The organism is Plantibacter sp. CFBP 8804, from assembly GCF_014841225.1.
Classification (GTDB): domain Bacteria; phylum Actinomycetota; class Actinomycetes; order Actinomycetales; family Microbacteriaceae; genus Plantibacter; species Plantibacter auratus.
This window is the reverse complement of record NZ_JACYTU010000001.1, coordinates 404,731-417,108: the sequence shown is the minus strand read 5'-3', so window position 1 is coordinate 417,108 and position 12,378 is coordinate 404,731. Positions and strand designations below refer to the sequence as shown.

The 12,378-nt window shown below is 68.8% G+C and carries 12 protein-coding genes; 6 read left to right on the top strand and 6 right to left on the bottom strand.

Features of this window, described 5'->3' with window-relative positions:
* Positions 1-72: 72 nt before the first annotated feature.
* A complete protein-coding gene (locus IFU11_RS01935; RefSeq protein WP_192018020.1) occupies positions 73-771 on the top strand; it encodes a hypothetical protein in 699 nt (232 codons plus the stop codon).
* Between the two features lie 66 nt (positions 772-837).
* Here IFU11_RS01935 and IFU11_RS01930 read toward each other — a convergent pair whose 3' ends face one another.
* A complete protein-coding gene (locus IFU11_RS01930; protein ID WP_192018019.1) occupies positions 838-1,782 on the bottom strand; it encodes a GNAT family N-acetyltransferase in 945 nt (314 codons plus the stop codon).
* Positions 1,783-1,887: 105 nt separating this feature from the next.
* Positions 1,888-2,793 carry a LysR family transcriptional regulator gene (locus IFU11_RS01925; RefSeq protein WP_192018018.1) on the bottom strand — a complete coding sequence of 302 codons (906 nt, stop codon included), beginning with the start codon at positions 2,791-2,793 and terminating at the stop codon, positions 1,888-1,890.
* Between the two features lie 149 nt (positions 2,794-2,942).
* Here IFU11_RS01925 and IFU11_RS01920 point away from each other — a divergent pair, with 149 nt between their 5' ends.
* The 5 genes from IFU11_RS01920 to IFU11_RS01900 all read left to right on the top strand — a co-directional run bounded on the left by IFU11_RS01920 (position 2,943) and on the right by IFU11_RS01900 (position 8,576).
* On the top strand, positions 2,943-4,097 hold the full coding sequence (locus IFU11_RS01920; protein ID WP_307783395.1) for a tyramine oxidase subunit B: 1,155 nt from the start codon (positions 2,943-2,945) through the stop codon (positions 4,095-4,097).
* Positions 4,098-4,190: 93 nt separating this feature from the next.
* Positions 4,191-5,450: an ammonium transporter gene (locus IFU11_RS01915; protein ID WP_086473388.1), complete on the top strand. Its 1,260-nt coding sequence runs from the start codon at positions 4,191-4,193 to the stop codon at positions 5,448-5,450.
* Positions 5,447-6,601, top strand: coding sequence for an FAD-dependent oxidoreductase (locus tag IFU11_RS01910; protein ID WP_192018017.1), 1,155 nt, complete (start codon positions 5,447-5,449; stop codon positions 6,599-6,601). The genes IFU11_RS01915 and IFU11_RS01910 overlap by 4 nt, the downstream gene beginning before the upstream one ends.
* Positions 6,598-7,830, top strand: a complete 1,233-nt coding sequence (locus IFU11_RS01905) for an allantoate amidohydrolase (protein WP_192018016.1) — start codon at positions 6,598-6,600, stop codon at positions 7,828-7,830. The genes IFU11_RS01910 and IFU11_RS01905 overlap by 4 nt, the downstream gene beginning before the upstream one ends.
* An 80-nt stretch (positions 7,831-7,910) precedes the next feature.
* On the top strand, positions 7,911-8,576 hold the full coding sequence (locus IFU11_RS01900; protein ID WP_192018015.1) for an HAD family hydrolase: 666 nt from the start codon (positions 7,911-7,913) through the stop codon (positions 8,574-8,576).
* Between the two features lie 61 nt (positions 8,577-8,637).
* Here the strand turns inward: IFU11_RS01900 and IFU11_RS01895 are convergent, their stop codons facing one another.
* The 4 genes from IFU11_RS01895 to IFU11_RS01880 form a co-directional block, all read right to left on the bottom strand.
* A complete protein-coding gene (locus tag IFU11_RS01895) occupies positions 8,638-9,312 on the bottom strand; it encodes a DUF6766 family protein (protein ID WP_137241756.1) in 675 nt (224 codons plus the stop codon).
* A 155-nt stretch (positions 9,313-9,467) separates the two neighbouring features.
* On the bottom strand, positions 9,468-9,950 hold the full coding sequence (locus tag IFU11_RS01890) for a DUF4396 domain-containing protein (RefSeq protein WP_071259960.1): 483 nt from the start codon (positions 9,948-9,950) through the stop codon (positions 9,468-9,470).
* A 93-nt stretch (positions 9,951-10,043) separates the two neighbouring features.
* Positions 10,044-10,940: an esterase/lipase family protein gene (locus tag IFU11_RS01885; RefSeq protein ID WP_192018014.1), complete on the bottom strand. Its 897-nt coding sequence runs from the start codon at positions 10,938-10,940 to the stop codon at positions 10,044-10,046.
* Between the two features lie 26 nt (positions 10,941-10,966).
* Positions 10,967-12,172, bottom strand: a complete 1,206-nt coding sequence (locus tag IFU11_RS01880) for an ROK family protein (RefSeq protein ID WP_192018013.1) — start codon at positions 12,170-12,172, stop codon at positions 10,967-10,969.
* Positions 12,173-12,378: the final 206 nt, after the last annotated feature.

The following is a 12,378-nucleotide window of genomic DNA, read 5'->3' as shown; positions in this document are numbered from 1 at the left end:
GCCGCGCCGTGCGGACGGTTCTGGGTGGCCCTGTCGCCTTCCCCCGGCACGCGGTCCGCGTAAGGTCGGCACATGCACCCCGAGCGAACCCGCCAGCCGGCCCTGCGGCGAGCACCATCGAGGCCGCCGGCCGCGTCTTCCACTGCGGCAGCCTGGAACGCCTTCCTGCTCCGACCTGAGGCGAGAGCGTGGATCAGTGCCACCGAGCGTGGACAGCGACAGCCTGAGGTCGGCGACGTTGCGCTGGAGGTCCTGCTCCTGGAGTACCGTCGCCCGGCCCGCCTGGCGATCGGGCTCGTCTCGTCCGTAGCACTCGTCGCGGCCGCCACCCTCTCCGTCGCGACCGTGACCGTCCTCGGTCCGTTCTGGGTGGGGGAGAGCGGGGCGCTCTTCGCCTTCGTGGTCCTCATCGGGTTCGCGGTCGCGTTGACGAGCGTCGTCATCCTGCTCCGGCTGCAGGTCTCCGAGAACCGCATCATCCGCGCCATCTCCGTGTGGACCGACGTGACACCGCAGACCACCGACCCGCTGGAGGGTCGGACCGGAGCGACGGACACCGTCGACCGTCGGGAAGCGGTGGCGTCGCGCGCGCTCTTCCTGACGGTCTCGGCGGTCGGGATCGCCGGCACGGTCGGTGAAGCTTTCTGGCTGTCCTCCGCCGAAAGCGGGTCGTTCGTGCTGCCGCTCCTCGTCGCTGCGGTCTTGCAGCTGATCATCTGGCTCGCGGTCTACTCCGGGGTCGTCCGCGTGCTGCGGTCGTCGCGGGTCTGACGAGCGCGGCGGTCGACCGTGTCGCGGTGCTCAACTGAGACGGTCGGAACCGAGCCCGGGGCGAACCTACTGCTCGTGCACGATCCGAACGCGCGTGACCGAGAAACCGGCTCGTTCGAACGCGCCGCGCATCGGGGTGTTCGCGGCGTCCGTGGTGCCGACGATCCGGTCCTGCCCCGACCCGTGGTGCATGTGGACCATCTCCGCCAGGAGGTCGTGCACGTACCCGTGTCCGCGATGCTCGGGGAGCACACCCAGGTAGCTGATACTCGCGTCGTACGCCGTCCTCGTCGGGATGATGAATCCCACGATCGTCCCGTCGAGCAGCTCTGCGACCCGCCAGGCGTCCCGTTCGCCGGGGAGCGAACGGTAGAACGCCAGGTCGTCGTCCGCGAGCGCCTCGAGTCCTTCGCGCGCGACCATGTCCTGCGTGTGCGCATCGAGGGTGCCGGTCGCGACCAGTGCGAACAGCTCATGGAACGCGTCGTCCGGGGCGGCGACGAAACGGAGGCGCTGCGATCGTGCCGGCATCGGATCGGAGCTGGACCTCGCGAAACTGACCCGCTCGGTCGTGCGCGAGAACCCACCCGCGCGAGCAGCCTCGTGGCGCCAGCGCACCGCTTCCACGCTGGCGGCGTCATCCGCCCAGGCAGGGGAGACGTCGACATTGAACTCCAGTGCGGGACCTGCGCCGAAGGCGTCCAGTCCAGCGTGGATGAGCGCAGCGCCGACACGTTCGGGCTCCGCGACTTCGACCGTGGTGGTGAGGCAGTCGAGTGTGGCGGGCCGGTTCGCGTCCGCCTGGCCCCACCAGAGTGCTCGTGCCACCGGGCGACCGTCCTGCTCGGCGATCCACGACCATTCCGGCCGATAGTTCACACTCGCGAGTTCGGCGGTCAACCGCTCCGGATCGACCCAGGCGACCGGTTCGTCGCAGCTCCACTCCTGGAGGAGGAGGACGTCGTCCGGGGTGGCTCGGCGGATGGTGAAGTCGTCGCGGGTGTCGGTCATCGGTTCCAGCTTGGACAGGCGCGACTCGTTTGTCCAGGCCGGGCAGAAACACCTGGGCTACGCCGCCGAGACGGGAGGCGGACGCGCGGTGTTCGAGTGGGCAGTTCACCCGAGCTGCGCGGCCGCATCACGGAGACACGCGATGAACGCGTCGTGGACCGGGCTTTCGTCCGTCCGTTCCTGACGAGCGGCCAGCAGGCGTGTCGTCGGCGACCCGGCGAGCGGCACGACGACGATCGACGGCGGCACCAGCTGCCGCACCGACTCGGGCAGGATCGTCATGCCCACGCCGGCCGCGACGAACCCGAGTGCGGTCTCCTGATGGACGACCTCCTCGACCACCTGCGTCCGACTCGACGTGCCGAGGACCTCCGCGACGCGGTCCACGAATCCTGGCATGAGCGCCCGCGGGTAGGAGATCATCGGGACGTCCATGAGCTCCTCCGCGGTGACCTCGGGTCGGCCCGCCAGCGCATGACCCACCGGGAGGCACGCCACGAGACGCTCCTCGAAGACGACCTCGGTGGTGAGCGCTGGAGAGCTGTCGGATGGCGTCTGCGGGACCTCGTCACGGACGATCCCGACGTCGAGCGTGCCGTCGCGGAGCCGGTCGAACTGTTCTCCTGAGGTCAACGGCACCAGGCGTAGCGTCACCCCGGGGCGGCTCGCCCGGAACAGCTGCACGACACCGGGGAGGACCGTGTAGTTGGCCGAACTCACGAACCCCGCGGTGAGCTCCCCGGCGAGACCGTCGACGAAGTCGCGCATCTCACCCCGGACCGTGTCGAGCTCCTCGACGATGTGTCTCGCCCGCGCCTGGAGATGTCGTCCAGCGGGGGTCAGCGCCACCCGCCTCGTCGAACGGTCGAACAGCGCGGTGCCGACCTCCTGCTCGAGCCGTGCGACCTGGACGCTCAGCGGTGGCTGCGACATGTGCAGCCGTCGAGCGGCGCGCCCGAAGTGGAGCTCCTCGGCGACGGCGAGGAAGTAGCGCAGCTGGCGGAGCTCCATCCCATCGACGATACGACCGTCGTATTACCACGCTGTTTCGTCCAGATTGCGAGCGAAACGCTCTCAATCGAGGTTCGAATCGGTATTTGACCAGGACGATCGCGACCGTGTTCGCTGAGGACCACACACCCCGACCTGGAGGACCACCCGTGACCGCAGACGCTTCCCCGAACACCCGGATCGACATGCTCTACCTGAGCGAACCGGAGGTCATCGCCGCCGGCATGAAGGACATGGCCCACTGCATGGAGGTCATGGAGGAGGTGTTGGTGCTCGTCGCGAAGGGTGACTACCGGATGGCCGGCCCGACCGCCAACTCGCACGGAGCACCGATCGGGTTCCCCGCCACTTCACCGTTCCCCGGCATGCCGCTGGACGCCGCCGACCGTCGGTTCATGGCGATGCCCGCCTACCTCGGCGGACGCTTCGACACCGCCGGCGTCAAGTGGTACGGCTCGAACGTCGACAACCGCGAGCGAGGCCTCCCGCGCTCCATCCACCTCATCGTGCTCAACGACAAGGACACCGGTGCGCCCTACGCGATCATGTCCGGCAACCTCGAGAGCGCCTACCGCACCGCTGCCGTGCCGGGAGCCGCCGCGAAGCTCCTGGCGCCGGTGGACGCCAAGTCGCTCGGCATCATCGGGCCCGGCGCCATGAACAAGAGCGCCCTGCACGCCATGACCACCGCCCGTCCCTCGCTCGACACCATCCGCATCCACGGGCGCCGACGGTCGACGTCCGAGGCGTTCGCCGACTACGTCCGCGAGCACTACCCGCAGTTCACGACGATCGAGATCGCCGAGACGGTCGAGGCCGCCGTGCGTGACTCGGACATCGTGTCCGAAGCCGTCACCGGCCTGGTCGGCTCGGAGAACTACCCGTTCATCGACGGCGACTGGATCAAGCCGGGCGCCTTCCTGAGCCTGCCCGCCAACCTGCGGATGGACAAGGAGTACACCCTCTCCGGCAAGGCCCGCCTCATCGCCGACGCGAAGAAGATCTACGAGGCGTGGGCCGAGGAGTACCCGGCGCCGTCACACGAGACCGCGTTCGGGATGATCGGCCTCTACTGGCAGGACCTCATCGGGACCGGCGAACTCGACGAGTCCCGCGTGGTCAACATCGGAGACGTCTTCGACGGGAGCGCCGTCGGGCGCGAGTTCCCCGAGCAGCCGGTGCTCTTCAGCGTCGGTGGGATGGGCGTCGAGGACGTCGCCTGGGCGAAGACGATCTACGAGAACGCCGTCGAGCAGGGGATTGGCACGAAGCTCAACCTCTGGGAAGCCCCAGACCTGGCCTGACCGCCGACCGGCACCGAGCACCGACACCTGTTCCACCCGAACCCGACGCCGCGGCCGTCCGGCCGCTGTGCACCTCGAACGATGGAGTGATTTGTGGACGCTGGAAACGTCGCCTGGATCCTGACGAGCTCGGCGCTCGTCGCCCTCATGATCCCGGCCCTGGCTCTGTTCTACGGCGGGATGGTCTCGTCCCGCCGCATCCTCAACATGATGATCATGTGCTTCGGCGGGGCCAGCCTCGTCGCGCTGCTCTGGGTGGCCTTCGGGTACTCGCTCGTCTTCGGTGACTCCGTCGGCGGGCTCGGACTCATCGGGAACCCGTTCGAGTTCGCAGGGCTCGACCAGGCACTCGTCGACGACCCCGATGCCGGCATTCCCCTCGCACTCTTCGCGGCGTTCCAACTGCTGTTCGCCGGAGTGACGACGGCGCTCGTCGCCGGTGCCGCCGCCGGTCGCATGAAGTACGGCGCGTGGTTGTTGTTCGCCGGGCTCTGGGCGACGCTCGTGTACTTCCCGGTCGCGCACTGGGTGTTCGCCTTCTCGAACGACACGGCGACCGGTGGATGGATCGCGAACACCCTCGGTGCCGTCGACTTCGCGGGCGGGACGGCCGTGCACATGAACGCCGGCGTCGCGGCGCTCGCACTGGCCCTCGTGCTCGGGAAGAGCAAGGACTGGGGCGGCAAGCTCCGTCCCCACAACCGCCCGCTCGTCCTCGTCGGCGCCGGGTTGCTCTGGATCGGTTGGTACGGCTTCAACGCCGGTTCAGCGCTCGCAGCCGGTAATGCGGCGAGCGTCGTGTTCCTCAACACCACCGTCGCCGCCTGTGCCGGGCTCATCGGCTGGTCCATCGTCGATCGACTCCGCCACGGAGCGGTCACGAGCCTCGGCAGCGCATCGGGGATCATCGCCGCCCTCGTGGCGATCACCCCCGCCTGCGGCGCCGTCTCGCCCATCGGTGCGATCATCATCGGGGCCATCGCGGGCGTCGTCTGCTGCCTCGCCATCGAGTGGAAGTTCCGGCTCGGGTTCGATGACTCCCTCGACGTCGTCGGGGTCCACCTCGTCGGGGGCATCATCGGGACGCTCCTCATCGGAGTGTTCGCGACGGATGCGGCTCCGAACGGACGCTCCGGTCTGCTGTACGGCGGCGGATTCGAACTGCTCGGCGTGCAGACGATCGCGACCGTCGCGGTCCTCGCCTATTCGTTCATCGTCACCTGGGTGATCGCGAAGCTGATTCAGATCACCATCGGTCTGCGGATCCCCGAGGAGCACGAGGTCGCCGGGATCGACGAGCACGCCCACGCCGAGCGCGCCTACGAGGACGAAGACCTGGAAGCACGCGCATGACGAGCGTCATCGTCATCGGAGCCGGGCTCGCCGGTGCCGCGGCGGCCTGGCGTCTGGCCCAGGCCGGGCACGACGTCATCGTCCTCGAGCGGAGTCGCCCGGCCAACGAGTGGGGATCGTCCCACGGATCGGCCCGGATCTTCCGCTACGCCTACCCGGAGGCGTCCTACACCCGTCTTGTCCTCGCGGCGGCATCAGGGTGGGACGAGCTCGGCCTGGAGCACGGGCGTCCACTGATCACGCAGACGGGGGCGCTCGACTTCGGGACGACCCGTCGCCCGGAGCACCTCGCGTCGGTGCTCGCCGAGCACGGCATCGATCACGAGCTGCTGTCCCGAGACGAGGCCAGAGCCCGTTGGGACATCGGCTTCGACACGCCCGCCCTGTGGCATCCGGGAGCCGGCGTGATCGACGCGGAGCAGGCGGTGATGGCGATGCTCGAATCCGCCGTCCGCGCCGGGGCCACGGTCCTGAACGATTGGCCGGTCGAGCGGGTTGAGCGGACTGCCACCGGGTACCGGGTGCTCGGGTATGGGGGGAGGGCGTTCGATGCGGAGCAGGTGGTGGTCGCAGCCGGGGGCTGGCTTCCGGACCTGCTCGGCGACCTCGCGCTGCCGGGAGAGTTCCTCGACGCGTTCCCGGCCCTCGAGGTCAGTCAGGAGCAGGCGTACCACTTCCCGTATCGGGACCGAATCGGCGTCGACGCGGAAGACCCGGCGCGATCCGGTTCAGTGTGGCCCACCTTCATCCACAAGTCCGAGCGGATGCAGGTCTACGGGCTCCCCGGAGGGCGCGACGCCGAGTGGCGTGGTCAGAAGGTCGCCGAGTACAACGGCGGCAGGCGCATCCCCTCGGCCGCCGATCATGACGGCGTCGTCGACGACGCGAACCGCCGACGGGTCGTCGCCTACGTCCGCGAGTTCCTCCCGAGCCTCGTCCCGGAACCGTACGCCGAGACGACCTGCCTGTTCACGAACACCCCGACGGAGGACTTCGTCATCGACCGGGTCGACGGGATCACGGTCCTGGCGCCCTGCTCCGGCCACGGTGCCAAGTTCGCCCCGCTCATCGGCGAATACGCCCTCGCGCTGATCGAGGGCCGAGACGTTGTGCCCGCGATGTTCCGTCCGAGCCTGGCAGCCGTCCGGTGACACGCGACACCGTGGTCTCGCTCCTGGACGAGATCGCAGGGATCGGTCGGGATCCGCGTCGGGGAGGCTACTCGAGGCCTGTCTACTCCACCGCCGAACTCGAGCTGCGGGAGTGGTTCGTCGGTCAGGCCGAGCGCCGTGGCCTCGACGTGGACATCGACGGGAACGGGGTCATTCGCGCCTGGTGGCACGTGCCGTCACGTTCGACGGCGGGTGCGGTCGTCACCGGGAGCCATCTCGACTCGGTCCCCGGCGGTGGCGCCTACGACGGACCACTCGGGGTCGCATCGGCGCTGATCGCGATCGACCACCTGCGCTCGCGAGGCTTCGAGCCGACCAAGCCGATCGTCGTCGCGGTCTTCCCCGAGGAGGAGGGCTCGCGGTTCGGGGTCGCTTGCCTCGGCTCGCGGCTCCTCACCGGGGCGATCAGTCCGGAGCGTGCGCTGGCCCTACGCGACGTGGAGGGCGACACGTTCGCCGAAGTCCTCGCACGCAATGGTGTCGACCCGCGGGGTGTAGGCCCAGATCCGGGCGGGCTCGGAGCGATCGACGCGTTCGTGGAGCTCCACGTCGAGCAGGGGCGGGCGCTGGTCGACCTCGATCGCCCGGTCGCGATCGGCTCGAACATCCTCGGGCATGGACGGTGGCGGGTGTCGATCCGTGGTGAAGGGAACCATGCGGGGACGACGCTCATGCATGATCGACGGGACCCCCTCGTCGCGGCCGCGCGGACGATCACCGACATCCGCACGATCGGACGGGCGACGCCGGACGCTCGGGCGACCGTCGGCCGGGTGCTCCCGTTGCCGGGAGGCACGAACGTGATCGCGTCGAGCGTGGACTTCTGGATCGATGTCCGTCATCCTGACGACGTCGTGACCGCCGCGATCGTGGCGGGGATCACCGAACGCTTGTCGCTCGTCGCAGCGGAGGAGGGATGCGAGGCCGCGATCACCGAGGAGTCGTTCAGCGCCACGACCGACTTCGACCCGTTCCTCCGCGGGCGCCTCGAACGGATGCTGCCGGAGGCGCCTGTGCTCGGTACCGGAGCGGGGCACGACGCCGGAGTGCTCGCGTCGCACGTGCCGACCGCGATGCTCTTCGTCCGCAACCCGACCGGCGTCTCCCATTCGCCGGAGGAGTACGCCGAGGACGCCGACGCGGAGGCCGGTGCTGTGGCGCTCGCAGACGTCCTGGAGGGACTGGCGGTCGGCGTCGGGACCACTTGAGCGGGAGCCACCGGCCTCGTCGGATCCGGCCGATGTCACCCGACCGTGTGAGACTCGATCTCGTGCCCGAGAACGTATCCATGACCATCGACGCGGTGTGCTGGGACTGGAACGGCACGCTCCTCGACGATGTCGAGGTGGCGCTTGCCGCGATGAACACCGTCCTCCGGCAGCGGGGTCTTGCCGAGATATCCGACCAGGAGGCGTATCGGGCCGTGTTCGGCTTCCCCATCCGGGCTTTCTACGCCCGGCTCGGTGTCGATGCAGCCGACTTCCTGGAGGCGGCCGACGAGTACCTCGCGCTGTTCGCGGCCGGCGTGGGAGCGGCGTCGCTCCAACCGCAGGCCCGCACCACCCTTGCGGCGATCGACGCGCTCGGCGTCGAGCAGGTCCTCATCTCGGCGACCCCAGAGGTCACCCTGGAGCGTCAGCTGGCTCCCCACTCGCTGCACGGCCATTTCGCACACGTGCATGGCATCACCGATGTCTATGCGGCGTCGAAGGAGCATGTCGTGACCGCGTGGTTGGATGACTCGGGCCATGATCCCCGGCGGGTGTTGATGGTCGGCGACACCAATCACGACGAGGAGATCGCCGAAGCACTCCACGTGCGGTTCCTGCGATTCGACGGTGGTCACCAGGACGCGCCTTCGCATCGACGTCACCCGGTCATCAGCAGCCTCGGCGAGATCGTCGGCAGTCTCACCCCGTCGCCGGAGGCACTGCGAGACCTCCGCCGACGATGATGCAGGTGGGCCGCCGCTGCGGACAGCGTTGCTGACGATCACCTGCTGATCGGGCACGCGCTCACTCGTTCTCGACGGAGGCGGTGTGATGCGGTGTCCCGACGGGTTTCGACTCGGACGATCCTCGCTGACGCAGGTAGACCGAGAAGGCGACCATGCAGCCCACTGCGAGGAACTCCGACTGCCAGTTCTGCAGCGTCCGGTTCCAGAAGTCGGCCGACGAGACGTATCCGATGACGGTCACCGACGGTTCACCGTGCTCCGCCTGTTCAGCGTTGTAGACGACCGTGCCGGCAACGGCCTGCGCTGACCAGGACAACACGAAGATGACACCCATCACGAGGAGGAGTGAGTTGGAGTACAGCCAGAGACGCCAGCCGCGCGCGTGAGCCCAACGGGGCGAGTCGGGGCGCGCGTGTCGTCCGACAAGCTGATCCTCGTCGCTCCCGAGGCCCTCGTCGCCGAGCTTCTTCGACTCCGGAGACCCCTGTTGCACGAACCAGACCGTCGCGAGGATGAAGAGGAAGAACTGGAGGAACTCCGACTGCCAGTTCTCGGCCACGTCGACGACGAACGCCGACGAGGTGATGAAGTGCAGATAGTCCACGGTCGCCTGACCGTGCGCGAGCTGGTCTTCGTTGTACGCGACGAGACCGGCGATCGACTGCCCGAACAGGGCGAGGCTGAAGATCAGCCCGAAGAACAGGCTCAGACTGTGACGGCGGACGGCTGACATCACGTCACCTCCCCATGAGCGGGATCAGGAACATGTACAGCAGGCCAGCCACGATCACGACCAGCCACGAGATGAAGACGACTCGCATGGCAACGATCGTACTGCGCCCTCCGATCACGACGACTCGGCCCGGCTGTCCGGCTTCCCGGACTGGTTCAGCGGTGGAGTTCGTGGACGACGGCGTGCCCCTTGCCGCGGCTGATCAACCAACGGTTGACCGGTGTGGTGACGATGAAGGCCAGGGCGAGAGCGGCGACCAGGGACCCCCAGAAGAGGCCGCTGGTGAGGCCGGCGTCCATCGCTCCGGGGATGGCGAGCATCGCGGTGTTGTCGATGATCTCCATGACCGCGATCGACACGGTGTCCGCGGCCAGCGCGACACCGATGGCGGCGCGCCAGGACAGGCCCGCGCGGAGCACGCCGCGCATCGTGAGTGCGTAGCCGAAGACGAAGGCCAGTGCGATCGAGAGCACCACGGTGCCGAGATTGTGCAGTCCGAGGCCGGTGCCGATCACCATGCCCAGCACCTCGCCGATGGCACAACCGGTGAGGCAGTGGAGGGTGGCGGTGGCCGCCATCCGCCAGGAGGTCGCATTGTCGGCTGCTGGGCCGTGACTGTGGTGGGTGTGGTCGCTCATGAGCGCTCCTTCGGTTCGTTCAGCAAGCCAAACAATACCCCTCCGGGGTATATTCCGAAGCGCTGGTCCGCTTGCACGGACATCGACGCTGGCTCAGAACGCGAGCGCCTCGTCGACCACGGCGAAGACCTCGGGATCCCAGGTGAGAGCGCGCTCCCACGGGAGGTCGAAGGCGTCGGCGAAGAAGATGCTGTGGACGTCGTCTTCGAAGGAACGGCGGACCACGCGGGGGAGCACGTCGACCGGGACGTCGTCGGCTCGGGCGCTTCGCAGGGCCACCAGACCGTCGTGTGGCCACAGCTGCCGGGGTTCGGCTGCCGTGTGGAAGTGACCCGCCCCGACTGCGGTGACGGCGACGCCATCGAGGAAGCCGGCCTGCGTCGTGTTCCACTCGCGCAGGAACCGGCGTGAGACCTCGTCGGCAGCGCCCTGGGAGTTCTCGGCGGCATAGCCGCTCGAGCGCTCGAGGATCGTCGTGGTTCCCTCGTCTCCGTGGGCGTCGTGGACCGAGACCTCGCCGGTGAGTACATCGCCGAGGAGCGATCCCTCCCACGGCGTGCCGAGGGTGACGAGCCGGCCGATCGACGGCCCGGAGCCGCGCAGTTCTCGGATTGCGGCACGAGAGAAGAGACCGCCCATGGAGTGGGCGACGATGTCGACGCTCGCGAAACCGTGTTCGTCGGACAGCCACCGCAGGAACGCGGCCAGGCTGGCTCCGCCGGCGTCGATCCCACCGACGGCGTTGACGGTCACCTCGGCGGGCAGCACGATCGGGACGTCGGCGAACCCCTGCCAACCCGTGTCCTCGTGCACCTCCCCGGCACCGATGCGTGCCGGTGCGGTGAAGACCGGGATCGCCCGCCCGAGCAGGTGCGCTCTCAGCGCGGTGAGGGTGTTCCCGGCGGCGAGGCCGGAGCCGGCGGCATGGTCCGGACCCGTGAACGGGGTCACGGCCGCACCCCCTGACACGAGGATGATCGCATCGGCCATGGTGCTCCTTCCGGCTGGCTACGACGTCAGCGTACTGGTCGGGCGAGGTCGATCCGCAGTGCGTTGCGACGCACGTCGTCGATCGCGGTCGCGACCGCACCCTGCGCCACCATGTCCGCACCGAGTTCCGACGCGACGAGCAAGGGAGGTTCCGCGCTCATGTAGCCGGGGATGCGCTCCGACGCGACCTCGAGCAGCTGCGACATCGACGGAGCGATCCCGCCGGCGAACACGATGCGCTCGACGTCGAGCAACCCGCCCAGGACAGCGCTCATCCGCGCGATGCGATCACCCATCCGGCGCACCAGGTCGAGCGCGACCGTGTCGCCCTGGTCCGCCGCAGCGAGGACCGACTGCGCATCCACCTGCGCGACCGGTATGCGGCTGAGCGGGCTGCTCTCCGGGAGCCCGCCGCTCTCGCGGTACTCGCGACCCCAGTCGCGCAGGAGTGCGGCGATGCCTCGCGACGAACCGACGCCGTCGACGAGGTCGAGGAGGTGCAGCTCGCCCGCCCGGCCGCGACCGCGGACGAGACGACCGTCGACGACGTATCCGGCGCCGAGCCGTTCACCGGTGACCACCGTGATGTAGGAGTCGACGCCGACACCGGCGCCGATCGCACCTTCGGCGACGGCGGCGAGGTTCGCGTCGTTGTCGGTGACGATCGCGCAGCCGTGGTCGCGGATGCGCTCACCGAGCCGAGGGTTCATGCGGTCCCAGAAGACGTTGCCCTCGGGTGACCGCCCGAGTGCGTCGATCGGGGCCGGGACCCCGAGCACGATGCAGAACGGCGGCTTCGGCCCGCACTGCCGCACGGCCTCGTCGATCGCCGCATCGACGGCGTCGACCCGCGCCTCGGCGGTGGCCGCCGGATCGACGGTGTGGTGCGACCTCGCGAGTTCGCGACCGCGGAGGTCTGCAGCGATGGCGGTGATGGAGTGGGCTCCGGCGTCGACACCGACGACGATCCCGGCGTCGATGCGCAGCTCGTAGCGACGGGCGGGGCGACCTTTCCGATAGGCGGCACCGGCCTGACGTGCGTCGTCGAGCTCCGTCAACCAACCCAGTCCGATGAGTTCGTCGGAGAGCGTGATCGCCGTCGATCGTGACAACCCGGTGGCGGTGATGACGTCGGCCGCGGTGAACGCGGACGTCGCCCAGGCGTGATCGAGGACGGCGGTGATGCTGGAGGAGCGCGGCTCCGCTGCCCGCTCCGTCGTCGTCGCTTCCATGACCGACAACGATATCCACGATCCGCAGGCCGCGCGCGGATGCCGAGCCGGGGAGGCACTGCACCGCGCGCTGAACCGTGAACGATCACGGTGTCCGACCCGTGGATGTCGTGATGGAACCGGTGCTTGACCAGACGTCGAACGGATGGCAGAGTTTCCGTCATCAGTTGATTTACTCTCTGTATTTAGTCAGCGGATCCATCGAG